This window comes from Candidatus Binataceae bacterium (genome assembly GCA_035650475.1).
GTDB lineage: Bacteria > Desulfobacterota > Binatia > Binatales > Binataceae > JAKAVN01.
On the sequence record DASRHP010000008.1, the window covers coordinates 14,492 to 39,646 of the forward strand.

Below are 25,155 nucleotides of genomic sequence, written 5' to 3' on the forward strand. Positions count from 1 at the left end.
TTTGCGGTAGCTCTCCGATGAAGCATGAGATTTCGACCTCCTCGGCGCCGACTGCGATCGGGCCCTATGCGCAGGCAATTGGCGACGGCGAATGGCTTTTCTGTTCGGGGCAGCTCGGCATTGATCCCGCCACCGGCCGGCTCGTCGAGGGCGGCGTCGCGGCCGAGACGCGGCGCGCGATGGACAACCTGCGCGAGGTGCTCGCCGCTGCGGGGCTGAGCTTCGATGACGTCGTCAAGACCACCATCTATCTGGCCGACCTTGCCGACTTCGAAACCGTCAACCGGATCTACGGTGAGCATCTAAGCCCGCCCTATCCGGCACGCTCGACGGTTCAGGTGGCGGCGCTGCCGCGCGGCGCGCGCGTCGAGATCGATGCGATCGCCCGCCGCCGCTCGTAGCGCGGTACTCGCGAGTTACGGCGCGGGCAGGGGGCAGGCGCGGAGGCCCGCGTCATTCATGGAAGGCTCATCCGCCGCTCAAGTTGCCTACGCGAGATCGAGAATTTTCAGCGCGGCGGCGTTGAGGTAGCGCCCGGCGGGATCGAGCTTGCGCGCAGAGCGCAGCAGACGGTCGGCGATGCGGCGGCGGGCGTAGCCGCGCAGCGGGCCGCGGTACAGCCGCGCCTTGTCGAGGTCAAGGATGACCATGGCGAAGCTCTCGCCCTGCGGCGTGACGAAGAGGTTGTGCAGGTTGAGGTCGGGATGATAGAGCCCGCAGCGCAGCATCGTCTCGACCGCCGCGCGCGCCGTCTGGAGCACGTGGGCGCGCACCGCGGAGTCGTCGTCGGTCTGCACGAACTCCCATAGCGTCATTCCGGAAATTGCGCGCGTCATGAAGAAGCCGCGATACACTCCCGGTGCGACCCATCGTACGGCCGCGCCGAGCGGCTCGGCGACCGGCACCCCGCGGCGCGCCGCCTCGGCGGTGACAGCGAGCTCGCGCACCGGCCGCGGACGCAATCCGACGTAAAGATCGTCGAGCACTAAACGGATTGCGCCACCGCGCCGCGCGCGGCGCACGAACAGCTCGGGCGCGCCGTCGAGTCTCAGATGAAAGCCGCCGCCGCGATTTCCCGCGCCCACGTTCTCCTCAATTCCAAGCAGCGGCAGGCGCGTCGCCAGCGCCCCCGCGTGGGATGCGAGGTCGGCGCGCAGATGCAGTTGGTACGGTCCGGCGGTGAGCCGGACGAAGGCGTGCGCTGCCGCCAGGCGCGCGCCGAGCGAGCCGCCGCGCGGCAGCCTCACTTCAGCGTCTGCGCCTCCTCGATCAGCATGATCGGGATGTCGTCCCTGATCGGGTAGAGCAGGTGGCAGGCGTCGCAGATAAGGCCGTCCTGCTTGTCGGTCAGACGCAAGTCGCCCTTGCACTTGGGACAGGCGAGAATCTCGAGCAGCTCCTGGCTGATGGCCATGTCGCCAACCTTCCTTCGCATGCCTCAGGAACGGCCGCCGGCGGCGGCGCGCGGACGCTCGCGTTCGCCGATGACCATCGCGAGCAGCCGTGCCTCGTCCTCGAGGTCCATCGCGACTTCGAGCCGTAAAGCGTACAGCGAATCGCGCTGGAACGGAAATCGCTCGAGTTTGACCAGGTCCTTTTCGGTGGTCACCACTAACGCGCCGTCGTGAGTCGCGGCGACGATGCTTTGCCAGTCGCCCGCGGTGTAGGCGTGATGGTCGGGATATTCGAGCACACCGACCAGGTCGGCCTCCAGCGCGCGCAGCATCCGATAAAATCCACTCGGATTGGCAAGGCCGCTCACCGCGACTACCCGCCGCCCGGTGAGCGCCGCTGGCGTCTCGCTCCATCCTGTGGGCCCCGCCTGGACCAGCGCGCGCGGCTTAAGCGCCGCGCGCATCACGCACGGATGCGCCGCCAGCGCATGCGGCAGCGTGGCGGAGTCGACGCCGCCCGGGGTTTCGATCAGAATCACCGCATCGGCGCGGCGCGCAGCGCTCGCCGGCTCACGCATCGGGCCCGCCGGCAGCAGCCATCCGTTGCCCACGCCGCGCTCGGCGCTGGCGAGCAGGAGGTCGGCGCCGCGCGCCAGGCGCACGTGCTGGAAGGCGTCGTCGAGCACGACCGCGTCGATCGCGCCCAGGCGCTCCTCGATAAGAGCGATGCCGTCGATCCGTCGGCGCCCGACCGCGATCGGCCCTCGGAACGCCTTGGCCATCATCATCGCCTCGTCGCCCGACTCTTCGAGCCCGACCAGCGGGCGCTCGCCGTCAGAGACCAGCGTCGCGCGCGCGGCCGTTGCCGCGCGGCCCCATCCGCGGCTCACGATTCCGACTTTCAGCCCGCGCATCACCAGGCGCGACGCCATGAACAGCGTGAACGGGGTTTTGGCATTGCCGCCGACCGTCAGGTTGCCGACGCTCACCACCAGCGGCCGCGCCCGGCGTTTCATCCTGCGCCAGTAGGCTGCGCGCGCGGCCAGCGCGACGCGATAGAGGCCGGCAGCAGGCACCAGCGCCGCCCACAGCATCTGCTCGTGCAGCGCGAGGTCGCTTTGCCAGAGCCTCTCCAGGCGCGAGCGGCTGGGCGGTGCGAGCGGGCCGGGCATGGCTCAGGTTGTCGCGCCGAGCAGGGGGCGGAGATGCGCCAGCGTCGCGCATAGCCCGCCCCCCATCCGCTCAACCGCCGCGCGTGCACGGTCTCCGGCGGCGCGCCGCGCCGCCTCGTCGCCCAGCCACGCCGCCGCCACGCGGGCGAACTCGGCGGCGTCGCGCACGACCGCCGCCGCTTGAGCCTTCAGCAGCGCGTCGGCGATCGCGCGCTGGTTGTCATGGAACGGTCCGAGCATCACCGGCACCGCCGCTGCCGCCGGCTCGACGGGGCTTTGCCCGCCGCGGCCGCGTACGAGGCTTCCGCCGACAAAGGCGACCGCCGCCAGAGCGTACAACGCGCGCAGCTCGCCCATCGTGTCGAGCACCAGCGCACTCGGCGTGTTTATCGTATCCGCGCCTTTCAGGGCGCTCGCTTTGACGTAGCTGAGGCCGGCGCGCGCGACGATCCGTTCGACCTCGGATGTGCGCTCGAGATGGCGCGGCGCGATCGCAAGCGCGAGTGTGGGAAACCGGGCGCGCAGTTCAAGGTAGGCATCGACCGCGATCTGATCTTCGCCCGGGGCTGTCGAGCCCGCGACGACCAGCGGCCTCCCATAAGCGAACGCCGCCAGCGCCGGGCGCAGCGCGGGGGGCGTCAGCGAGGGAAGGTCGAGCTTGGTGTTTCCCGTGACCCTGATGCGATCCGCCGCGGCGCCCAGCGTGCGGAAGCGGCAGGCGTCCTCTTCGCTCTGTGCCAGCACGAGATCGGCGTATGCAAGCGCCGCAGCCAGCAGCGGCCGGACATAACGGTAGCGCGCCAGGGCGCGCTCCGAGACGCGGCCGTTAACGATCGCGATGCGCGCACCGGCCGCGTGCGACTCGACGAAGTAGTTCGGCCACAGTTCGGTTTCGGCGATCAGCACCAGGGTAGGGCGCACCGCGGCAAGGAACGGTTCCAGCGCGCGGCGGCAGTCGAGTGGGGCGAGCAGATGCGCCCGCGCGGCGGGAATCGAGCGGCGCGCGGCGTCGCGGCCCGCCGCGGTCATCGTGGTCACGACGGCCGAAGCCTGCGGCAGCTCGTCGAGCAGCGCGGCCAGCACTGCGCGCAGCGCCCCGACCTCGCCGACCGACGCCGCGTGCGCCCAGATTCGCGGCGCTCCCGGCGCGGCGCCGTTGGCGGAGCAGGCCAGCCCGAGCCGCGCGCGGCGCGCTTCGGCGTCGCCGCGTGCCCCGCTCAGCGCGAGGGCAAACGGCAGCGCCGGATACCACATCGCGTTATACAGGCGGAGCATCATCATTCCGGCATCGATGGCGCCGCGACGAAACCGGCCGCCGCAGGCGTCGCGCCCTTAGGCCTCATGACATCATTTCGAGCGCGATCGCGGCGACGCGCGCGGCTGCTCCCGGCTCGCCCAGCTGCGCGCGCAGCGCGAGCAGCGCCTCGCGTGTCTGGGTGCGCAACGGCTCGACCATCAGGTTTTCCGCGGCGCGAATCAGATTGCGCACGGTGACCCGGCGCTGAATCAGCTCGGGCACGATCTCACGTCCGGCCAGGATGTTGGGCATCGCGATATGGTTGACGCCGCGCACCAGGACGCGCGCGAGCGCGTAGGTCAGCGGCGACATCCTGTACGCGACCACCATCGGGCAGCCGAGCAGCGCCGTTTCCAGCGTCGCCGTGCCCGAAGCGGTCAGCGCCAACTCGCTCGCCGCCACGATGCTGTAGGTGTCGCCCTCGATGATGCGGATTCCGTCGAGGTCCACGCCGCCCTCTTCGTGCAGTTGCGCGGGCGTGAGCGTCGGCGCGAGCGCGACCACCGGCATCAGGCCGTGATCGGCCGCCAGCTCGCGCGCCGCTTTGACCATCGGCCGCAGCAGGTAGCGCACCTCGCCGCGCCGGCTGCCCGGCAGCAGCGCGAGCAGCCGCGCATACGGCCCAAGAGCGTGGCGCTTGAGCGTAGCGGCGCGATCCTGGGCGGGGACGACGCGGTCGAGCAGCGGATGGCCGACGAAGCTGACCCGCCCGCCGGCCTGCGCGTAAAGCCTGGCCTCGAACGGCAGAACGACGGCGAGGCGGTCGGCGCGCTCGATGATTCGAGCGATCCGCCCGCGCCGCCACGCCCATACCTGGGGCGCGATGTAGTAGAGCACGGGAACGCCCGCGCGCTTGGCCGCGCGCGCGAGCGACATGTTGAACTCGGCGAAGTCGATTAGGATGACGAGGTCGGGGCGCTCGCGCCGCACGATCATCTTGAGCTGGCGCAGCGCGCCCAGTGTGCGCCGGATAGTGGAGGCGAGCTCGGCGAGGCCGAGTCCGGCGATGTCCTCTGTGCGGACCAGCGCGCGCACCCCCGCCGCGCGCATCCGCTCGCCCGCGATGCCGAACAGCTCGTATTCGGGGTTGCGGGCGAGAATGTGCGCGGCGAGGTCAGCGCCGTGAAGGTCGCCCGAGGCCTCGCCGGCGACAATCAGAATCCGCCGGCGCGCGGACGCCGGTGCGGCACCGGCCGCGCCCGCGCGATGAGTCGGGGTTGCGCTCACGGTCAGGATTGTGCTGGAAAAGCGCCGCGCGCGCCACATGGGCGGGCGACCCGCGGCGTCCGCGTCGGCTTTGGACGGCTTGCAGTCGGACGGCAAACGAAGTAGCTTGCCGCGCGAGATTCACGTCGGGCGGGTGCGCCGTCCCGCTTCGGCAATTGGGAGAAACGCCGGTGGTGAAGCTCGAAAACATACTGTTTGCGACCGACTTTTCCGAAGATTCCGCCCATGCGCTGAGCTACGCGCGCACGCTCGCCGAACTGTGCGGCACCAAGCTCCACATCCTGCACGTGATCGAAAATCCACTCGACCATCTATACGGCGAGCCTCACGGCGAGTATCCGGCACTCGAAGCCAACGCGGTCCGGAAGTCCCACGAGCTAATCCATCGCTTCGACGACGTGTTGGCCGGCTTCACCAACTTCGAGTTGACGACCAAGTCGGGCGAGGCGGCGCTCGAAATCCTGCGGGCGGCCGAGGAGAAGCACGCCGGAGTGATCGTGATGGGCACGCACGGCGGCGGCGCGCTGCGCCATATGCTGCTCGGCAGCACGGTCGAGAAGGTGCTGCGCAGCGCCAATGTGCCGGTGATGGTCGCGCGCCATCCGAGCCGCCACCTGCCCTCGCATCGCTGAACGGCTGTGCAGTTCAGCCGCAGTTGAAGTTCAGTTCCGCAGCAAGTGCGATTCAGACGGTCGATCCCGCTCTAGCTGCGGGCCAGCGCGCGCTCGATATCGGCGACCACGGCGGCAGCCTTGACGTGCAGCGGCGCGTATTGGCGAAGCTGGTGCCCGTCGGGGCCGAGCAGGAAGCTCACCGTGGCGTGCTCGATCGAGCCGTCGGCGTTGCGCTCGCGGCGCAGGCGATAGATCGCCATCAGCTGCTCGATCTGCATCGGCGCCCCGGTCAGAAACAGCCATCCGGGCCGGTCGGCGCCGGCCGCCTGCGCATACTTCAGGAGCCGGGGCGGATGGTCGTGCTCGGGATCGAGCGTGATCGAGAGGAAAGTGACTTTGCTCCCCAGTTGCGCCCCGAGGAGATTGGCGACCGCCGCCATCCGTGCGGTCATCAACGGGCAGGGCCCCGGGCAGGTGGTATAGATGAAATCGATCAGCACCGGACGCCCCTTGAGCGAACTGAGCGTCACGTCATGCCCGTGCTGATCGATGAGCGTGATGTCGGGCAGGCAATCGTTGGGATTGGCCGCTGGATACGAGCCCGGCTCGATGATTTCCGCCGGCCTGCGCGCGCATCCGGATAGTCCAAAGGCGGCGCTCCACGCCAGCGTCAGGGCGGCCAGCGCGCCGGCGAGCCCGGCGTGCGAGCGGACGGCGGCGGAATTTTTCGCGCAACTCATCGCATGCGTTCGGCTTCGGCACGCATCGCGTCATGGATGCGCGCGCTCACTTCCATCACGCGCAGCCCGTCGAGTGCGCTGACCGCGGGCGCGCGCCGGGTCCGCACCGAATCGACGAAAGCGGCGATCTCATCGGCCAGCGGGTCGCCCTCGCCCAGATCAATCTGGCGCGCGGAAATTTGCGGGTAAAGGGCGCCGGGCGGGGGCGACGATTTGCGGTAGAGCTGGATACGCCGCGCCTCGTAGTCCACCGAGATGTAGGCGTCGGGTTGAAAGATGCGGATTTTGCGCTCGCGCCGGGGGGCAACACGGCTAGTGTTGAGGTTGGCGATGAGCCCGTCGCTGAAGCGCAGCCGCGCGTTGGCGACGTCGACCTGCTCGGTCAGCACAGCGACGCCGATCGCTTCGATCGACGCCACCTCGGCCGCGGTTAGGGTCAGGATTACGTCGAGATCGTGCACCATCAGGTCGAGTACGACGTCGACGTCGGTTCCGCGCTCGGTGAACGGGGCGAGGCGATGGCATTCGATGAAGCGCGGGCCGCGCACCATCGCGCGTAGCTCGACGATTGCGGGATTGAAGCGTTCGAGATGGCCGATCTGGAGGATGCGCGCGGTGCGCGCGGCGAGCGCCGCCAGCTCGCGCGCCTGGGCCACGCTCGCCGCCATCGGCTTTTCCAGCAGGACGTCGATCCCGTGGGCGAGTAGGAAGGAGGCGATCTCGTGATGGAGGCTGCCGGGGGCGGCGACGCTGGCCGCGTCGACCTTGCCTGCCAACTCGCGGTAGTCGGCCAGCGCCACGCCGCCGTGACGCGCGGTAACCTCGCGCGCGCGCTCGACCGCGACGTCAACCACGTGGGAGAGCGCCGCGCCGGGCAGGGCGGCGTACTTCAGGGCATGCAGTGAGCCGAGCCGTCCGGCGCCAACCACCGCGACGCGCAGCTCATTCATGGCCCCATACCGTGATGCCGGCGCGCTCGGCGCCTTCCAGGGTGCGCGCGCGGTCGAGAATCAGCGCCTGGCCGGCTTCGACGCCGATGGCGGCGGCGCCGATCTCGGCAAGCAGCTCAATCGTCGCGGGACCGATCGCGGGGCGGTCGAAGCGCAGGTCCTGGCCCGGTTTGGCGACCTTGGCGACCACCAGGCCGCGGCCGCACAGTGCCGCCGCCCGCCGGAGCGCGGCGTCGGTGCCCTCGATCGCTTCGATCGCGCCGACCACCCCGTCGCGCACGGCCGCGGCCTGGCCGACGTCGAAGGCGCCCAGCGCACGCATGACGGCAAACGCGAGGTCAAGGTCGCGCAGTTGCGCATCATTGGGCGCCGGCCCGGCCATCCTGCCGCGCCCGGCGAGCGCGTCGTCGAGCAGCGGCACCGGGTCGATCATCGCGATCCCGTCGGCCTCGACCTCGGCGGCGACCGCGCGCAGGAGCGCGTCGTCGCTAAATCGGCCCACCCGCGCGAGCATCGTGATCGCCCGCGCGTCGGGCGCGAACGACTCGCCCAACCGGGCGCGCGCAATTCCGCCCGCCATCGCAGCTTCGGCGACGCCCGCGCGCTTGAAGGCGTCGATCATTGCCTGCAGCTCGCCGACGCGGATCCAGGTGATTTCGTCGCACAGCTCCGCCAGGCGCGGGTCGGTCTCGCCGCGATGGGCGACCGCGACGACCGCGACGCCGCGCCGGCGCGCCGCGGCCGCGACCTCGAGCGGGAAGACGCCATTGCCCGCAATCAGGCCGAGCCTAGTCACGGTCTTCGCGCTCGCGGCCGACCACGCCGCGCTCCGAGGCGCGGATGAAGTCGATGAGCCGGCGGACTTCGGGGCGCGCGCCGTGCTCATCGAGCACTTGTCTGATCGCTTCGTCGCGCAGAAGCTTGGAATAAAAGAGCGTGCGGAAGGCGGCGCGCACGGCAGCCACGGTTTCCGCGTCGAAGCCGCGGCGCTCGAGGCCGATCGTGTTGACGCCCACCAGCCGCGCGCGCTCGCCGCCGGCCACCATCGCGTAAGGCGGCACGTCCTGAGCGACCTTCGAGCCCGCCGCGAGCATCGCATGCGCCCCGATCCGGCTGAACTGATGAATCCCGCACATCCCGGCCGACACCACCCACTCCTCGAGCACGCAGTGGCCCGCGACCTCGGTCGAGTTGGCGAGGATGCAGTGGTCGCCGATGATACAGTCGTGAGCGATGTGGACGTAGTTCATCACCAGCACGTGGTTACCGATGCGGGTGAGCATCCCGCCGCCCTCGGTGCCGCGATGGATGGTGGTAAACTCGCGGATGCGGTTGTCGTCGCCGATCTCGAGCCGCGACGGTTCGCCCCGGTACTTGAGGTCCTGGGGGGCAGCGCCCACCGAGGCGAACTGGAAGATCTGGTTGCGCTTACCGATCGTGGTGCGGCCTTCGATCACCGCGTACGGTCCGATCCACGTACCGGCGTCGATCCTGACCTCGGCGCCGATCACCGCGCCCGGTCCGACCTCCACGCTGGAGTCGAGCTCGGCACGGCGGTCGATGATGGCGCTGGGATGGATGTGGCCGGCTATGGCGTTGCCTCCTCGACTTCCATCGCCGACAACTCGGCCTCGGCCACCAGTTCGCTATCGATGCGCGCCTCGGCGCGCATTTTCCACAGCGGCCGATGGTGTTTGAGCAGGCGGACCTCGATGCGCAACTGATCGCCGGGGACCACCGCCCGGCGCAGCCGCAGCTTGTCGATTCCGGTAAGCATGAAAAGCCCCGCCTGCTCCCCGCGCCGCATCGCCAGCGCGAGCAGCGCACCGGACTGAGCCATCGCTTCGACCACCAGCACGCCTGGCATCACCGGCCGGCCGGGAAAGTGGCCGGTGAAGAACGGCTCGTCGATGCTCACGTTCTTGAGCGTGAGCACGCGCTCGCCGTCCAACTCGAGCACCCGGTCAACCATCAGGAAGGGGTAGCGGTGGGGCAACCGCTGGAGCAGCCGGGCGAGCTCGGCCTGATTGAAATCGCCGCCCACGGCGTGCGCGCTACTTCGAGATACTCGAATGTTTGCGGATCGAGCTACCGCCGCCCTCGGCGCCCTTGCTGCCAGTCGCCGCGGCGCCCGCACCTTCCCATCGCGGATCGGCCGCGAGCGAGCCGGCCTTGACGTTCATCGCGTCATAGGTGCGGATAACTTCGTCGGTGATGTCGGCCGAGGGGATGCCCCAGAGCAGACCGTTCTTCTCCATCACCATCGTGTAGCCGTTCTTTTCGCCGAGCTGACGGACCACGGTGGCGAGGTCGCGCACGATGGCGCCGGTGACCTCATTGTCCTTCTGGCGCAGCTCCTCGCGCTCGTTCTTCACGTCGTCCTGGAAGCTGCGCATTTTGCGGCCGAGCTCGTCCTGAAGGTTCTGGCGCTGGTCGGGCGGCATCAGCATCCCCTTCTTGTCGAGCTCATCCTTGAGGGCCTGGACCGTCGCCTGCTCCTTCTGGAGCTTGGCCTGTGCGCGTTCGGCGTCGGCGCGGATGCTGGTGCGGGCCTTCTTGCCGGCCTGGCACTCGTTAAGCGCGCGCTGGATATCCACGTAGGCCAGCTTGACTTCCGCCTGCGCCGGTATCGCAGCCGCGACAAACAACAGCACGACACCAAGGATCAGACCTTTCCTCATCGAACTTACATCCCTCCCGTGGACGCGAACCGAGTGCCGGCGGGCGCGAGTCTCCGCCCGCCGCCTCAATGCCTGCCGCACATTTAAGCCGATTTTACGCCCCCCAAGCTAGAGCGGCGCCCCGGCGCCAAAGTCGAACGCGATGTGGAGGTCGTTGGGCCGCGGGTTGATCGGGCGGGCGATGTCGACGTTGATCGGGCCGAAGGGCGACTTCCAGAAAAGCCCGACGCCCCAGGCGTACTGAAGGGCGTCGAGCGAGAGCGAGTCGCGCAGCCTGAAGGAATTGCCAGCATCGAGGAAAATCTGCCCGCGCAGCCCCAGCGCCTCGATCAGCGGGAAGTTAACCTGTTGGCTGAACAGCAATTCCTTGCTGCCGCCGACCTGCTCGACGGCGAACGGCTGCCCGAACTGGTTGAACTCGGTCACCTGCGGACCCAGCGAATAGATCTGGTAGCCGCGCACCTGGCCCTGGCCGTTGAGTCCGCCCGGAAAGAAGCGCTCGTACAGCGGCAGCTCCCCGCCGGTCCCGCCGCTCAACTGGGTGCCGATGCCGAACGTGATCGCCGGCGACCACACCCACTCGCCGAAGGTCGGGCTCTTGATGAATGGGATAAACCAGTGGCCGTGCGCCACGCCCTTGATGAACGGGGTGCCGCCGAGACCGGCGACTTCCATGTCGAGGCTCTGGACCGAGCCGCTGCGCGGGTCGACAGGGTTGTCAACCGTGAAGCGATGGATCGAGGGCAGAATCTCCGAGACCCGGGTGAAGCCCTTGGCGCGCTGGATATCGAACGTGGTAAACGGCGCCAGCCCCGTGATCCCGACGCTTTCGAACTGATAGCCGAGGCTCGCGCTGATGTTCTCCAGCGAGAAGGGGCCGATCCGGCGCAGACCGAGGTCGGCCAGCGGATAGCCGCTGTTGATCATGAAGCCGGCTTCGCTCTGGTCGAAACTGAACAGGAAGAGCTGGTTGTCGAAGCCCTGGATGCTGACCGACAGCGGCATGTCGAGAAACCACGGCTCGGTGTAGCTCACGCTGAAGTTCTCGAACAGGAAACCGATCTCGGCGCTGAGCGCCGCCGCTTCGCCGCCGCCAAAGAGATTGGTGTTCTGCAGCAGAAAAGTGCCGAACACCGAGCTGTAGCTGTCGTAGCCGCCGCCGACCTGGAAAGAGGCGGTGTTGCCCTCCTGCACGTTTACGTCGAGATCGATCTTGTCGGGCTGGTTGGCGGGCGAGGTCGAGATGCGCACGCTCTGGAAAAAGCCGAGCCGGTCCAGGCGCATCTTGGACTGTTGGATCTTGGAGGCCGAGTAGGGTTCCTGCTCCTGAATCTGCATCTCGCGCCGGATCACCTTGTCCGAGGTCTTGGTGTTGCCGGAGATCCGGATGCGATCGACGAGCACTTCATTGCCGGGAGTAACCGCGTAGGTGATGTTGACGACATGTGCGGACGGATCAACCGCGGTGCGCGGATCGACGTTGACGAAGGCGTAGCCGCGGTCGGAGTAGAAGTCCGACAAGGTGAGCACGTCGTGCTCCATGTCGGCGCCGCTGAAGGTGTCCTTGGGCTTGAGGGTAAGCTTCTCAAGCAGGGTTTTTTTGGGGAACTTCAGATCACCGGCGACGTCGACCGTTCCTACCTTGAACACCGGGCCCTCGTTGATGGTCACGGTCACCGTGAGCGAGTTGTCGTGGCGGGTGACAATGGGGTCGCCGATGTGCACCTGGAGATAGCCATGGTTGTAATAGAAGGCGGTCAGGCGGTCGACGTCCTCCTGGAGCTTGGTGCGATCGAGCACGCCGGTACCGAAGAAGCGGCTGAGGAGGTTGTGCGGCCGCGTCTCCATCAGAGTGCGCAACTTGCGCGCCGAGAATTCCTTGTTGCCGACGAAGTTGACGGCCGTGATCTGCACCAGCGGCCCCTCGGTTATGCGGAAGATGCCCACCGCAGTGTTGTTGGGCTGGGCGACGGTGCTGAAACTGACCGTGGCGTCGAGGTAGCCCTTGGCTTCGTAAACCTGCTTGAGCGCCCGCTCGGTGGCCTGTACCGCCTGCGGATTGAGGATCGCGCCCGAGTGCAGCTTGACCGCCGCTACCGCTTCGTCGCTGGTGGGCTTGATATTCTTCATCCCCTCCAGCCGCACGTCGGTTACCAGCGGGCGTTCCTTGACCCGGTAGACCAGGATCGACTGTCCCCCGCGCTGCTCGACCGCGGCGTTGACCCGGTCGAAAAAGCCCATGCGGTAGATCGCCTTTACGTCACGGTCGACCGTGGCGGGGTCGAGCGGATGGCCGGGTTGCGCCGAGACGTGGACGCGAATCGCGTCCTCCTCCACGCGCTGGTTGCCGACGATACGGATCTGGGAAATGACGGGGGCGGCAGGCTGCGCGAGCGCCGGCACTGCAGCGAGCATCAGCGCGACGAGCAACAGTGCTGCATGGGCCCAGCGCGCGCCGAAGCGGCGCCTCCTGCGCAATTCCACCACTCACCTTCCCGCTTTGAGGCGCGACCAAGCTAACCAATCGCTTCCGCGAAGTAAACAAAGACCGACGGCGCACCCTGTTGGTTGTGCACTGTCGGCTGCGCTTCCGCGCTCCGCGCGGTGATCTCCGCCGCCTTGGTCCGCGCGCTGGCTGGTGGCGCGCCGGCTAGCCCCGTTCCTCGAACAGGCGTCCGTCGCGCAGCCTGAGCGCGCGGCCCATGCTGCGGGTGAGCCGCTCGTTATGGGTCGCCACCACCAGGGTGATTCCGAGCTCGCGATTGAGCAGGTGGAAGAGTTGGTGGACCTCGTCGGCGGTCTGGGGGTCGAGGTTGCCGGTCGGTTCGTCGGCCAGCACCAGGCGCGGACGCAGCACAACCGCGCGCGCCACCGCCACCCGCTGCTGCTCGCCGCCGGAGAGTTCGGCCGGGCGGCGATGCAGCTTGTCGCCCAGGCCCACCAGTTCGAGCATCTCGCCCGCGCGCCGCTCGGCCTCGCGCTCGGCCATTCGTGCAATCAGCGCCGGCATCATGACGTTCTCCAGCGCGCTGAAGTCGGCGAGCAGGTAATGGAACTGGAAGACGAAGCCGAGCTTGAGGTTGCGGAATTCGGCCAGCGCGCGCTCGCTGAGCGCGAACAGGTCCTGGCCCTCGAAGTAAACCTTGCCGGCGCTCGGCTGCTCAAGGCTGCCGAGGATATGGAGCAGGGTCGATTTGCCGACGCCCGATTGGCCGACGATCGCAATCTCCTCGCCGGCGTGCACTTCGACTTCCAGCCCGCGCAAGACATGGATTTCGCGCCCCGCGTCGTAGAAGCTCTTGTCGAGCTTCTCAGCGCGCAGCAGCACGGCAGCGCGCTGCGCGCCCGGTGCGGAAGCTGGGGTTGCGCCTTTACTCATAGCGGAGGATCTCGACCGGCGAGAGCGCACGCGCCTTGAAGGCCGGGTAGAGCGCGGCGCCCAGGCACAGGATAACCGCAGCGACTGCCACCGCTATGAAGTTGAGCGGATAAAGACGCACCGGCACGGCGCTGACCATGAACAGGTCGGGCGGCAGCCGGATCAGATGGTATTTACCGATGAGATACGAGGTGAGAAAGCCCCCGACGACCCCGGCCGCGGTGCCGACCACCCCCAGCGCGGCGCCCTCGCACAGGAAGATCGCCGCCACCGAACTCGCCCGCGCGCCCATCGTACGCAGGATCGCGATCTCCTTGCGCCGTTCCATCACGACCATCACCAGCGTGGCGACGATATTGAAGGCTGCCACCAGCACAATCAGCAGCAGGACCAGAAAATAGGTGAATTTTTCCAGCTCCAGCGCCGAGAACAGCGCTGCATTGGCCTGCGTCCAGTCGCTGACGGTGAAGGCGCTACCGGCCAGGCCGGCGATCTCACCAGCAATCGCCGGCGCATCGAACAGCTTGCGCACCCGGACTTCGAGTCCGCTTTCGAGCTGCGGATCGTCGGCCAGCAGAGCGCGCCCCTGCTTGAGCGCGACGAAAATCAGAGTTGAATCGAACTGATACATCCCCGAGTGAAATAACCCGGCGACGACGAATCTGCGCAGGCGGGGCCCACCCAGCCCTCCGCCGAGCGTGGCGGGCGAAATGACGACGATAGCGCTGCCCATTCGCACGCCGAGCTCGGTTGCCAGTGCGTCGCCGATAATCGCTCCGGGGAGCTGAACCGTGCGCTGGGCTCCTTTTTCGGTAACCGTGGCGGGATAGGTGCGATCGAGCACCGCCAAGTCCCCAGCCTTGAGCGTCTGTTTGAGCTCGCCCAGGACGGGGTTGTTATGCGCCACGACCCCTCGTAGCATCCCGCCCGCCACGTAACCTGGAACGCCCTCCGCGTTGGTCGAAACCGCCATCACCTGCGACGAAATGTACGGTGCCACCGCCTCGACCCCCGGCATCGTGGCGATCCGCCGCTCCAACGGGGCTGGATTAGCGGCGCCCGGATTGGCGCTTTCGACTGTAATATGCGGCGTGAAGGCGAGCAGACGCTGACGCAGGTCTTCCTGGAAGCCGCTCATCACCGCCAGCACGACGGTGAGCGCGAAGGTGCCGAGCGCCACTCCACTGAGCGAAATGATCGCGATAAGCGAGACAAAGCGCTCGCGCCGGCGCGCCCGTAGGTAGCGCATCCCTATCAGGTATTCGAAGCGCACCGGTTGGAGGGCCCGATAGGGGCGTTGTGGCGCGGCCCCGCGCAGCAGAAGGCGGTGGCGTGCAGCAGGCCGGGCGGGCTATCGGCAAAGGTCATGTGGAATCGCGGAAAGCTCCCGCAACCCATAGTCCGTGAGCGATCGGACTTTTGCAACGGCGCGCCGGCGGCTAAGGCGGCTGCGCGGTTGCCTCGCGCGTTGCCCGCCCGCTATAACCTCGCCATAGGCTTCCGCAAAGGGGAACTTCAATGAATCGCTGGTTGGCCGGGGCGGTTGCCCTCGCGGTCTGCTTTTGCGTCATCGGTGCGCACGCACAGGCGGCCGATGCGCCTCGGCCGCAGGATCAGAATCTCATCACGATGAACTTTCAGGACGTTGATATCCCGGTCCTGGCCAAGTTCATCAGTGAGATAACCGGCAAGAACTTCGTTATCGACGAGAGCGTCCGCGGCAAGGTGAGCATCATCTCTCCGACCAAGGTCACCCCCCAGCAGGCCTACTCGATTTTCCAGTCGGTCCTTCAGCTCAAGGGCTTCGCCACCGTCCAGGCCGGCCCCGTGGTCAAGATCGTACCCGCACGCCAGGTCCGCGAGACCGCAGCCCTGACTACCTCCCAGGAGCCCGGCGAGCTCCGCGGCGACGAGTACGTGACCCGGATGGTGAAGCTGAAGAACATCGACGCCGCCTCGCTGGTCAGCGTGGTCCAGCCGATGGTTTCGCATGACGGGCTAGTGGCGGCCTATCCCGAGGACAACACCCTCATCCTCACCGACAACGCCTACAACATCCAGCGCCTGCTCAAGATCATCGGCAGCCTCGACGTCCAGGGCGTGCAGCAGAACATCGAGGTCATCCCGCTCAAGCTCGCTTTCGCCGCCGACGTGGCCTCGCAAATCGAGAAAATCATGAGCGCCAAAAGCGAGGCCCAGCAGGGAGTGCGTCTGCCGCGGCCCGGGATGGGCGTGGTCGCGCCAGCGGCGCAGGGTCCGACCGGCGGCTTCAAGGTGGTGCCCGACGAGCGTACCAACTCGCTGATCGTGCTGGCGGGCCCGCTCCAGATGCGTACCATCAAGGATCTTGTGGCCAAGCTCGATATCCATCCGCCCAACGAGACCACCCGCATCCACGTCGTTCATCTCAAGAACGCCTCGGCGGCCGAGATCGTCCAGGTGCTCAACGGCCTGCTCGGCGGCTCGGGCGCTCCGACGACGCTGTCACCTGTGACCGGGCGCAATTCGCTCGGCCGCGGCAGCGCGCTGGGCAACTATAGCGGCGGTTTCGGTTCGGGGTTCGGCGGTCTGGGGTTCAGCGGGATGGGCGGCGGCTTGGGCGGCTATGGCGGCTTGGGCGCCACTTCGTTTGGCGGCTACGGCGCGAACTCGGCCTTCGGGGGCGCGATGGGCTCGCCGATGGGCTCGCGCAGCAGCAGCGCGGCCGCGAGCGGACCGATTAGCGCCAGCACCGGGGGCGGGACGACGCGCTCGCCGGATTTCGAAAATCCGGTCACGGTGACCGCCGACCCGGCCACCAATTCGCTCATCGTTAGCGCATCGCCGCAGGACTACCAAACCCTACGCCAGGTGATCGAGCAACTGGACATCCCGCGCATCCAGGTCTTCGTCCAGGCGATCATCGTCGAGGTCAGCGCCCAGCGCACGCGCGACATCGGAGTCAACTTCCAGTCCGCCTCCAATATCAGCGGCAGCACCCTCGGCGTCGCCCAGCTCAATTTCGGCCAGCTGCAGACCGCGCTCGCCAATCCGCTCGGCATCACCGGCCTGGGCATCGGCCTCGCCTCGGCCAGCGTGTGCAGCATTCCGGTCAACCTGGCAGCCTCGGTGACCAACACGCTGACCAGTGGCGCCACCGGCACCGTCAACGCGAGCAGTAGCAACGTAAGCGTGCCATGCGACGTGGCGCTGATGACCGCGCTGGAGAGCGACACTCACAGCAACGTGCTCTCGGCGCCGACCCTGCTCACCGCCGACAACGAGGAGGCGATGATCGTGGTCGGCCAGAACCTGCCGTTCGTGGGTTCGGCGGCGGCCAACGCGGGTCTGCCGGGCCAGATCTTCAACTCGGTTGACCGTCAGAACGTCGGCATCACCCTCGACATCATCCCGCAGGTTTCCGAGGGCGACTATGTGCGGCTGGACGTATACGAGGAGGTTTCCAACGTCGTCAACACGCCGCAGTCGGTCAACAATCCGCTCGGCCCGACGACCACGATCCGCTCGGCTTCGACCACCGTGATGGTGCAGGACCACCGCACCGCCGTCATCGGCGGCCTACTCTCCGATCAGAACACCATCCAACGCCAGGGCGTGCCGTTCTTTTCCGACATCCCGGTGCTCGGCAACCTGTTCAGCGACAACGGCAGCAACAAGCAGAAGCTCAACTTGCTGGTGTTTCTTACCCCGCACGTGGTCCGCACGCGCGAGGATTTGCGCTCGCTCGCGCTTGACGAGCGCCAGCGTTTCATCGACGCGCTCGGCCGGCGCGAGATGCATCAGATGCCAGTGCAGCAGTTCCGCCAGCTCAACCAGCCGAGCTTCAGCGTGCCGGTGTCGCCCGCGCAGGATCTCCAGAGCCGGGGCGCGATGATGGCGCCGTCGGCTGGCGCCGCGGTCGGCTTCGGCTCCGCGCCTTCCAGCCTGGTGGCGCCGCCGCCTGCGACTCCGCCCAACACCGAAATCATCGGCCCGGGTTCGAAGAACGCGATCAAGAAGGGCGCAGGCTCCTCCGTCGCGGCGGCGCCGGCGTCGACCTCCGGCACTGCGCCGCTTGCGGCGTCGGCTTCGGCCGCGACGGCTTCGCCGCCGGCTGTGGCGGCTTCGCCTCCGTCGCCGAGCGCATCTTCATCTTCCGGTTTCGGTTCGCCGAGCCCGCTTGGTTCTGCGAGAGCGCCGGCGATTGCGGCCGAGCCGTAAGCCGCGCGTTCGCGCGACGGCGGACCCAGCGCGGCACCGCCCACGCTTGCGCGGCCGCCCGCGCTCTGGAACGCTCGTTCGGCGATGGCTCGCCAGACCGGTCCGCTACGCGCGCGGCTGGAGTACGCCGCGGTCGGCGCGCTTGCCGCGCCGCTGAGGATGCTTGAGCGCGAGCGGGCGGTGCGACTTGGCGCGCGGCTGGGGGCGCTCGCGATGGGTCTGGACCGCATCGACCGCCCGGTTGCGATGCGCAACCTGGGGATAGCCTTCCCCGCGATGTCGCCGGGGCAGCGCCTCGCCGTCCTGCGCGCGACCTATGAGAACTGGGGCCGGATGCTGGCGGAGTGGATGCACTTCCCGAGCCTCGACCGCAACAACATCGAGCGCTTCGCTACCTACCGTAACATCGAGAACTGGCGGCGCGCCGAGGAGATCTCTCAGGGCCGCGGGATCCTGATCCTCACCGGCCACTTTGGCAACTTCGAGTTCCTCATCCTGGCCCATTCGATCTATGGTAATCGGGTCGCCGTCGTCCATCGCCCGCTGCGCAATCCGCTGATCGACGCGGCGGTGCTGGCGGCGCGCACCCGCTTCGGCAACCGGGTCGTTCCGCGCAAAGGGGCCGGACGCGACGTGATCCGGCTGCTGCGCCAGAACTGGATGGTAGGAATTCCGCTCGACCTCGACGTGCGCCACGGCGTGTTCGTCGATTTCTTCTCGCTCAAGGCCTCGACCAGCGACGCGCTGGCGCGCCTGGCGCTGGCGACCGGCGCGCCGGTGGTGCCCGCCTTCATGGTGCGCGACGGCACTGGCACCCATCACTGGCTCGAATGCCTGGAGCCGCTGGAGCCGCTGCGCGGCGCCGGCCGCGAGGAATCGGTGCAGCTCAACACTCAGCGCTACACCGCGATTATCGAGGAGATGATCCGGCGCCATCCGGACCACTGGAACTGGATCCATCGGCGCTGGAAGACCCGTCCGCCCGGCGAGCAGCGGTTCTACTGATACAGGCCGCGCTTGAATCCGCGCGGCGCCGGCTACAGGTTTGCGACCACGGCGCGGGTGAAGTCGGCTGTGCTCGCATGGCCGCCCTGGTCGGGTGTCAGCAGGCGGCCCTCCGCGTACACTTTGCGCACGGCTTGCTCGAAGCGTCGCGCCGCGTCCTCGAAACCGAGGTACTCGAGCATCATCGCCGCCGAAAGCATCGTCGCCGTCGGATTGATGATGTTCTTGCCCATGATGTCGGGCGCGGTGCCGTGGACCGACTCGAAGTAAGCGTACTCGTCGCCGTAGCATCCGCTGGGCGCGACCCCCAGCCCGCCGACGGTGCCCGCTGCCGCGTCCGACATGATGTCACCGTAGAGGTTGGGCATCACGACCACGTCGAGCTCGTGCGGGCTCTGCACCACGCGGCGCGCGAAGTCGTCGATGATGAACTGCTCGTAGCGGATGTCGGGATAGGCGGCCGCCACCTCCTCGGCGATCTGGCGGAACAGCCCGTCCGACTCGCGCAGCATGTTGTACTTCGAGGTGCAGGTGACTTTGCCCTTGCCGCCCGCTGCGCGCCGCTTGCGCGCGAGCCGGAAGGCGAAGTCCACGATCCGCCGGGTGTTGCGCTCGGTGATGATCTTGATCGCAAACTTGCCGCGCATCGAGGTGTCCAGCGCCGAGCGCGTGATCTTGCTGTGCAGCTTGAGCGGGCTCAGAACCTCCAACGGCCCTTCCAGACCGAGGTAGAGGTCCTCGAGGTTCTCGCGCACGATGACGAAGTCGATGCCGTCGGGGCGGGCGAGCGGGCTGCGTGCGCCCGGAATATAGCGCGCGGGGCGCACGTTGGCGTAGGTTTCCTTGCCCCAGCGCAGGTAGCCGATCGCCACGGTTTTGCCCGAGGTCGAGCCGAACAGCGTCGAGTCCGAGGCGTCGATCGCGGCGCGCGCGTTGACGTCGGTGACGCCGCGCACCCACTGCTCGCCGGGCGGAAACTCAACGTACTCGATGTCAGGCGCGAGCGCGCGCAGGACCTCCATCGCCGCGCCCACCGTTTCCGGCGCGGCGTCGTCGCCCGGCAGCACTACGACTCGTTTCCTGGCCATGCCCTGCCCTCGTTAGTCCTTCCTCTTGCGCGAGGCGAGGGTTGGCGAAAGCTCGCCCGCACGCGCGGCGACGGCCTTAAAGCCGCGCGCGCGCGATGCTCAGCCGCCGTAATTGAAGCCACACTCCTTGAGCGTCAGCGGCTCGGCCTCGCGCTTGAGATGGCCTTCGGTGACCTCGCCGACGACCACGCTGTGGTCGCCCAGCTCGTAAAACCCGACGACCTTGCACTCGACCGCCGCCGGCGCGTCGCTGATGATCGGCGCGCCATTTTTGCCCGCCTCGAAGGCGTAGTTGCCGAATTTGCCGTCCTTGGGCTCGACGTGCTTGAAGAACGCCATCCCGACCGCCTTCTGCCCGCTCGCCAGCATCGAGAGCGTGAAGACCTTGGATTCCTTGATCAGCGCATGGGCGGTCGAGTCGGCCTTGACCCCGACCACCACCAGCGGCGGCTTGAAGCTTGCCTGAGTGACCCAGTTAATGGTGGCCACGGTCTGGCGCTCGCCGCTACGGGCGCCGAGCACGAACAGACCGTACGGGATCATCAGGAGCGCTTTCTTCTTCGCATTTTCGTCCATCGTTTTCTCCGTTCTCCGCTGCCGCCAAGCCGCGCTCGAGAGCGCAGAGGTTAGTCCGGCCTGGGCCTTGGATTCGTTTTAATCTGGTGCCGCGCGCGAGCATTGCGCGGGCGCCGGCCGATGCGGCCGCGGCGCGCGGCGATGCTATAATCCAGCGCCAAGAGTGCACCAATGGCGCTGAACAAGTCAAAGACGTCCCGAATCGTGAGCCTCAACGACGTCGGCCGCTACGCAGTGGGCGTGCGATGGGCCGACGGGCACGACAGCATCTATCCGCTGGAGAACCTCAGGCGCGCCTGCCCGTGCCACACCTGCGGCGGCCATATCGACGGCGAGATTCCCGCTGCCAGCCAGCGCTTGGCGCAGCTATCGCGCCTGGGCGAGCAAGGCGTGTTCCTCGGATGGGTGGACGGGCACGAGACGCTCTACACCACGGCCGATCTGCGCGCGCTTTGTCGGTGCGCTCACTGCGTGGCCGAGCCGGAAAAGCCGATCACCGGCGGCTGACCGTTGCCGATTTTTCCGAGTAAGTCTAGCGACGAAGGCCGCCGGAGGCTGCCTTGCGCGGCGCTGGTTCGTCCTCGATAGCTACGGGCTCCGCCGCCGACGGGGCGGGCTCCAGCCGCCGCCCGAGCAATTCGAACAGGGCGGGCAGCACAAGCAGCGTCGCAACCAGGATGAACGAGACGCCGAGGCTCAGCACCCAGCCGAGGCTGGAGATGCCGCGATGGGTGGCCGGGATGAGCGCGGCGAAGCCCGCGATCGTAGTCAGGGTGGCGATCGTGACCGACTTGCCGACCGCGCGGGTCAGGATCAGCGCCGACTTGTCGCGCTCCTCGCGCCAGCGATAGACCATATTGACGCCGTTGTCGACCGCAGTGCCGATGATGATCGGGATTGCGAACAGGTTGGCCAGATTGAATTCCCATCCGAGCCCGCCCATCGCCTCGAGCAGCCACGCTCCGCCGAAGAACAGCGGTACCACCGCCAGCGCCGTGTCGCGCAGGTTGCGGAAGTCGGCGAAGACGAAGACCAGCACCGCGGCGAGCGCGAGCACCGCCGCGCGCTCGTAACCGCGGCGCATCACGGTGGCGATGTTGTAGGTCTGCACCGGCGGGCCGGTCACGTCCGGATCGACGCTCTCAAGCGCGCCGACAAAGCGCGCCAGCGGCGCGTCGGCCCAGATGTCGCCGCGCGGGTAGACCTGGACCAGGTAGCGGCCGCCGCGCCCGATGAAGCGTTCGCGGATTACCTCGGGCAGGTTGGCCGCGGTCACCGCGTCGGTGTTGAGATCGCGCTTGAGCTGGGCCAGGCGCGCGCGCAGGTCGGCGTTGGTCGCAAGCTCGTAGCCCGCAAATGCGTCGGGCCTGGCCTGAAGGCGCGCGACCGCGGCGTTGGCGAGCGCCGCCGTCTTCGCGACGCCCGAGGCGGCCGCCTGCGCACCGGCGGCCCGCGCGAGCATCGTGAATTTCACCTCCAGCTCCCTGAGCTCGCGCGCGAGCGCCGCGGGATTGCTCGGGCGGACAGCGGCGGGCAGCTCGATCGGCGCAAGCATCGCGCCCAGCGTATGGAGCGTCGCCAGCTTGGCCGGTTGATCGTCGGGGATATAAGTCGCGATGGTTTCGACGTCGGAGACTTCGGGCAGTTTGCGGAAGGCCGTCGCGCGCACCTCCGCCGCCTCCATCGTCGGCGCCAGCGACACCGCGAACCACGACGAGCGGCCCGAGTCCTTGAGCAGCAGGTTCTCGAACTTGACCGCCTCGGCGCCTTCGGCCTGGAGATTCAGCACGTTCTGGTCGAAGCTCACCCGCCTGGTCATAAAGACCGCGCAGACGGTGATCGCCGCCGCGCCCGCAACTATCAGCATCGGACGGCGGAAGAACGCTTCGAGCAGCGAGCGGCGCGCGCGCGGCGCAAGCTGCGGGCGCACCCGCGCCGGAAAGTAACGCTCGCGCAGCACGGCCAGCGCGGGGAAGATCAGCAGTGCCGAAACCAGGCAAAGGAAGAGTCCGGCCGCCGAAACGATCCCGAGCTCGGCGATTCCGCGGAAGTCGGTGAACACCGGGGTCAGGAAGGCCAGTGCCATGATACAGGCCGAGGCGAAGACGCCGGTGCCGGTGTTGACCACGGCCAGCTCGACCGCGCGCGACAGGTCGGCGCCCTGGCGGCGCGCCTCGTCATAGCGCGCCATGAGATGGACCGGGAAGTTGATCCCGATACCGGCGAGCACGCTGGTGAACACCGCCGAGAGCAGGTTGAGATGGCCGATCGCGAGCGTGGTGAAGCCGAACGACCAGGCGACACCGGCGAGCAGCGCGAGGATCGCGAAGGCGGGCTCGACCAGCGCACGGAACGGGATCACCAGCAGCAGCACGTTGGAGGTGATCGCGATGAGCGAGGCGAGCGCGATATCGTGCGCGGTGGTGGCCTCCTCGGCATGGGCCAGCGCCGGCCCGCCGGTCATCCCGGCCAGTACCTCTGGAAAGGCGGCGCGCACGGCGTCGAGATCATTCTGGATGGCTTCGACCGGGTCGGGGCCGTCCTTGGCCCCGTCGCCGGGCGCGACGTGCAGGAGCAGGTACTTGCCGTTGTCGCTCAGCAGGTAGCCCTGATTGCCGAGTGCGCCGCCGTTATCGCCGCCCCCGCGGATCATCGTTTGCCACGGCGAGACGTATTTGCCGTCGGCCGCATAGGCGAGCATCCCTTGGAGCACGGTATCGATCGCGCTGGTATCGAACGCGGCCGGCATCGGACTGTTTCCCGACGCGGCGGCCGGGGCGGCCGCGCGCGCGGCGGCGTGGGGGTCGCGCGCACGTGCTGCCGCCATCGCACGCATCTGGCCGTCGATCCCGCGATTGACCATTGTAAAGAAGCCCGCCAGGCCGGGGTCGGCGGCGTAGCCGCGCAGCATTGGGTAGGCCGCGCGGATATTGGCGGCCAGCGCGTCGAGGTCGGCGCGCTTCATGTAGAGCATCGCGCGGTCGGCGAAGGCGCCCGGGTCGATCTTGTAGAAGACGGCCTTGACGTTGGCGCGGTCGGCGCTCAGCCGCGCCGCCAGCGCTTCAACGAAGCTGCGGGCGCGCGCGCCGTCGGGCGCGGCGCTGACGACGATAATCAAGCCGTCGAGGTCGGGGAACTCGCGGGTGTAGTCGAGGTAGTTGCGCGCGGCGCGGCTGTTGGGAGTGATCAGGTCGTCCTGCCCGGTATGGAACTCCAGGCGCGCCCGCGTGTAAATCACGCTGGCGAGCGCAAGGGCGGTCGCGGCCAGCAGCACCATCCAGGGCCGTTTAAGGCTGAGCGCGGCGAGCGCGCGAAATAATCGGTATCGCAAGCTTAACGATTCCTCTGCCGGGAACGCAGGGGGCGGAGCGTCGGGAGTGCAGGCGTCCCTCATGCGCGGCATCGCACGCGCCGCGCGCCGGAGAAGGCCGCGATGGACACGCCGGCCGGATCAGCGCCGGAACAAATACTCCCGAAGCGCGTTCAACTGCTTCGCCGCCTCCTCCTCCACCGCCAGCGCATCCTTCGGTTCTCCGCGGCCGACCAGCGCGGCCGCCGCAGCGACCGAAGCGAGCATCAAAGCGAACGCGATTTTCCAACCCATACTATGCGTTTGTGCGAGCCGCCCGGGCCCGAACTCCTCTTTGCCGATATCGCCCGCGCGCCCCAGGCGGCGCGCGCCCGCTAGCGGGCCTGTCAAGCGTAAAACGCTACCAGTTTTCGCGGAGCGAAACGATAGGTGGAATCGCCGCCGAGGCGGGCGCTTGCTTTACTCGAAATCGGCCGAGGCCCCGTGGGGCGATGCCGTCGCGCGCGAACAACTCTACACGACCTTCGATGGCGCCGCCCCTACTGTCAGCGAATAGCGGCCGCCGCTGTGGGTCAACTGAACCGGTGCGTCGAACGCACTGCTCAACCTCGCCGAGGTCATCACGCTCTCGCGCGGCCCCGACGCCAGAACCCTCCCTGCGCGCAGCGCAAGCACGTGCGAGAACCCCGGCACGATCTCTTCGACATGATGAGTCACGAGCACCAGGGTCGGCGCGGCGGGACGCGCGAGCAGGCGCTCGATAAAGGCCAGGAAATGCTCGCGTGCAACCGGGTCCAGCCCGGCGCACGGCTCGTCGAGGATGAGCAGAGCCGGATCGGCCATCAGCGCCCGCCCGATCAGCACCCGCTGGCGCTCGCCCTGAGAGAGGAAGCGCCACGGGCGCTCGGCCAAGTAGTCCGCTTCGACCTCGGCGAGAATCTCGCGGGCCCGGCGGATTTCCGTCTCGCCGACCTCGCCCCACATCCCGATCATCGCGCGCCGCCCGCTGGCGATCGCGCTCAGGGCGCTCTCATGGCCGGGCATCAGCTGGCGGATGGACGAGCTCACGAGCCCGATCCGCGTGCGCAGCTCGCGCCAGTCGGCGCGCCCGTAAGTCTCGCCCAGCACCCGGAGCGTGCCCGCGGTGGGCGCGAGATAGCCGGTCAGCACGCTCAACAGCGAAGTCTTGCCCGACCCGTTGGCGCCGAGGATCACCCAATGCTGACCAGGCTCGACGCGCCAGTCGATGGACTCGAGAATCAGTGCGTCGCGCTCAACCCGCAGCCCCTGGATTTCGATTACTGGGCGATGGTTGTCGGCGGGGGCGGAGTAAAGACGGGGCATCGTGAGAGCGGGCCATCCATGCGGCGCGCCTCAACTCTAATCGATCACGGGCGGGTGGGAAATCGCCGCGTTCGCGGCGCACGGTTGTAAGGCCGCGCAGGCGCCGACTAAAATCGAACCTGGGGAGCTGGTTCGCCGTGCCCTTACGGGCGCGCGAGAGACAACCGCAGCAGGGCTT

At 68.0% G+C, this 25,155-nt stretch carries 24 protein-coding genes; 5 read left to right on the forward strand and 19 right to left on the reverse strand.

Going from position 1 to position 25,155, the window contains the following annotated elements; all coding sequences use genetic code 11:
* Positions 1–17: 17 nt before the first annotated feature.
* Complete coding sequence (locus VFB33_05045) at positions 18–401, forward strand: RidA family protein (GenBank protein HZO81039.1); 384 nt, start codon at positions 18–20, stop codon at positions 399–401.
* Between the two features lie 87 nt (positions 402–488).
* Here VFB33_05045 and VFB33_05050 read toward each other — a convergent pair whose 3' ends face one another.
* From VFB33_05050 to lpxB, 5 genes are all read right to left on the reverse strand, one after another.
* Entirely contained in the window at positions 489–1,247 is a 759-nt protein-coding gene (locus VFB33_05050; GenBank protein ID HZO81040.1) for a lipopolysaccharide kinase InaA family protein, read from the reverse strand.
* Positions 1,244–1,414 carry a Trm112 family protein gene (locus tag VFB33_05055; GenBank protein HZO81041.1) on the reverse strand — a complete coding sequence of 57 codons (171 nt, stop codon included), beginning with the start codon at positions 1,412–1,414 and terminating at the stop codon, positions 1,244–1,246. The genes VFB33_05050 and VFB33_05055 overlap by 4 nt, the downstream gene beginning before the upstream one ends.
* A 24-nt stretch (positions 1,415–1,438) precedes the next feature.
* Positions 1,439–2,566, reverse strand: a complete 1,128-nt coding sequence (gene lpxK / locus VFB33_05060) for a tetraacyldisaccharide 4'-kinase (protein HZO81042.1) — start codon at positions 2,564–2,566, stop codon at positions 1,439–1,441.
* A 3-nt stretch (positions 2,567–2,569) separates the two neighbouring features.
* Positions 2,570–3,841 (reverse strand): glycosyltransferase N-terminal domain-containing protein, encoded by a 1,272-nt coding sequence (locus VFB33_05065; protein ID HZO81043.1) that lies wholly within the window; start codon positions 3,839–3,841, stop codon positions 2,570–2,572.
* A gap of 64 nt (positions 3,842–3,905) precedes the next feature.
* Positions 3,906–5,129: a lipid-A-disaccharide synthase gene (gene lpxB / locus VFB33_05070; GenBank protein HZO81044.1), complete on the reverse strand. Its 1,224-nt coding sequence runs from the start codon at positions 5,127–5,129 to the stop codon at positions 3,906–3,908.
* Between the two features lie 134 nt (positions 5,130–5,263).
* Here lpxB and VFB33_05075 point away from each other — a divergent pair, with 134 nt between their 5' ends.
* The gene (locus VFB33_05075) at positions 5,264–5,722 is read left to right on the forward strand and encodes a universal stress protein (GenBank protein ID HZO81045.1); all 459 of its coding nucleotides are present in this window, start codon (positions 5,264–5,266) and stop codon (positions 5,720–5,722) included.
* Positions 5,723–5,793: 71 nt separating this feature from the next.
* Here VFB33_05075 and VFB33_05080 read toward each other — a convergent pair whose 3' ends face one another.
* The 9 genes from VFB33_05080 to VFB33_05120 all read right to left on the reverse strand — a co-directional run bounded on the left by VFB33_05080 (position 5,794) and on the right by VFB33_05120 (position 14,703).
* On the reverse strand, positions 5,794–6,444 hold the full coding sequence (locus VFB33_05080; protein ID HZO81046.1) for an SCO family protein: 651 nt from the start codon (positions 6,442–6,444) through the stop codon (positions 5,794–5,796).
* Positions 6,441–7,394, reverse strand: a complete 954-nt coding sequence (locus VFB33_05085) for a Gfo/Idh/MocA family oxidoreductase (GenBank protein HZO81047.1) — start codon at positions 7,392–7,394, stop codon at positions 6,441–6,443. The genes VFB33_05080 and VFB33_05085 overlap by 4 nt, the downstream gene beginning before the upstream one ends.
* On the reverse strand, positions 7,387–8,190 hold the full coding sequence (gene lpxI / locus VFB33_05090) for a UDP-2,3-diacylglucosamine diphosphatase LpxI (protein HZO81048.1): 804 nt from the start codon (positions 8,188–8,190) through the stop codon (positions 7,387–7,389). Before lpxI ends, VFB33_05085 begins: the two co-directional genes overlap by 8 nt.
* Positions 8,183–8,986 (reverse strand): acyl-ACP--UDP-N-acetylglucosamine O-acyltransferase, encoded by an 804-nt coding sequence (lpxA, locus tag VFB33_05095; GenBank protein ID HZO81049.1) that lies wholly within the window; start codon positions 8,984–8,986, stop codon positions 8,183–8,185. Before lpxA ends, lpxI begins: the two co-directional genes overlap by 8 nt.
* The gene (gene fabZ / locus VFB33_05100; protein ID HZO81050.1) at positions 8,983–9,438 is read right to left on the reverse strand and encodes a 3-hydroxyacyl-ACP dehydratase FabZ; all 456 of its coding nucleotides are present in this window, start codon (positions 9,436–9,438) and stop codon (positions 8,983–8,985) included. The genes lpxA and fabZ overlap by 4 nt, the downstream gene beginning before the upstream one ends.
* A gap of 10 nt (positions 9,439–9,448) precedes the next feature.
* The gene (locus tag VFB33_05105; GenBank protein ID HZO81051.1) at positions 9,449–10,075 is read right to left on the reverse strand and encodes an OmpH family outer membrane protein; all 627 of its coding nucleotides are present in this window, start codon (positions 10,073–10,075) and stop codon (positions 9,449–9,451) included.
* A gap of 108 nt (positions 10,076–10,183) precedes the next feature.
* On the reverse strand, positions 10,184–12,559 hold the full coding sequence (gene bamA, locus VFB33_05110) for an outer membrane protein assembly factor BamA (protein ID HZO81052.1): 2,376 nt from the start codon (positions 12,557–12,559) through the stop codon (positions 10,184–10,186).
* Between the two features lie 166 nt (positions 12,560–12,725).
* On the reverse strand, positions 12,726–13,454 hold the full coding sequence (locus VFB33_05115; protein ID HZO81053.1) for an ABC transporter ATP-binding protein: 729 nt from the start codon (positions 13,452–13,454) through the stop codon (positions 12,726–12,728).
* Positions 13,447–14,703 carry an ABC transporter permease gene (locus VFB33_05120; GenBank protein ID HZO81054.1) on the reverse strand — a complete coding sequence of 419 codons (1,257 nt, stop codon included), beginning with the start codon at positions 14,701–14,703 and terminating at the stop codon, positions 13,447–13,449. The genes VFB33_05115 and VFB33_05120 overlap by 8 nt, the downstream gene beginning before the upstream one ends.
* Before the next feature lie 380 nt (positions 14,704–15,083).
* Here VFB33_05120 and gspD point away from each other — a divergent pair, with 380 nt between their 5' ends.
* Positions 15,084–17,654 (forward strand): type II secretion system secretin GspD, encoded by a 2,571-nt coding sequence (gene gspD / locus VFB33_05125; GenBank protein ID HZO81055.1) that lies wholly within the window; start codon positions 15,084–15,086, stop codon positions 17,652–17,654.
* A gap of 84 nt (positions 17,655–17,738) precedes the next feature.
* Positions 17,739–18,659: a lysophospholipid acyltransferase family protein gene (locus VFB33_05130; protein ID HZO81056.1), complete on the forward strand. Its 921-nt coding sequence runs from the start codon at positions 17,739–17,741 to the stop codon at positions 18,657–18,659.
* A 32-nt stretch (positions 18,660–18,691) separates the two neighbouring features.
* On the opposite strand, the gene VFB33_05135 is transcribed toward VFB33_05130, so the two are convergent.
* Both VFB33_05135 and VFB33_05140 read right to left on the reverse strand, forming a co-directional pair.
* Entirely contained in the window at positions 18,692–19,747 is a 1,056-nt protein-coding gene (locus tag VFB33_05135) for an isocitrate/isopropylmalate family dehydrogenase (protein HZO81057.1), read from the reverse strand.
* 99 nt (positions 19,748–19,846) lie between these two features.
* Entirely contained in the window at positions 19,847–20,323 is a 477-nt protein-coding gene (locus VFB33_05140; protein HZO81058.1) for a flavin reductase family protein, read from the reverse strand.
* A gap of 171 nt (positions 20,324–20,494) precedes the next feature.
* Here VFB33_05140 and VFB33_05145 point away from each other — a divergent pair, with 171 nt between their 5' ends.
* Positions 20,495–20,830 (forward strand): gamma-butyrobetaine hydroxylase-like domain-containing protein, encoded by a 336-nt coding sequence (locus VFB33_05145; protein ID HZO81059.1) that lies wholly within the window; start codon positions 20,495–20,497, stop codon positions 20,828–20,830.
* Positions 20,831–20,855: 25 nt separating this feature from the next.
* Here the strand turns inward: VFB33_05145 and VFB33_05150 are convergent, their stop codons facing one another.
* From VFB33_05150 to VFB33_05160, 3 genes are all read right to left on the reverse strand, one after another.
* Entirely contained in the window at positions 20,856–23,654 is a 2,799-nt protein-coding gene (locus VFB33_05150) for an MMPL family transporter (protein ID HZO81060.1), read from the reverse strand.
* A 120-nt stretch (positions 23,655–23,774) separates the two neighbouring features.
* A complete protein-coding gene (locus tag VFB33_05155) occupies positions 23,775–23,900 on the reverse strand; it encodes a hypothetical protein (protein HZO81061.1) in 126 nt (41 codons plus the stop codon).
* 246 nt (positions 23,901–24,146) lie between these two features.
* Complete coding sequence (locus VFB33_05160; GenBank protein HZO81062.1) at positions 24,147–24,977, reverse strand: ABC transporter ATP-binding protein; 831 nt, start codon at positions 24,975–24,977, stop codon at positions 24,147–24,149.
* Positions 24,978–25,155 lie beyond the last annotated feature (178 nt).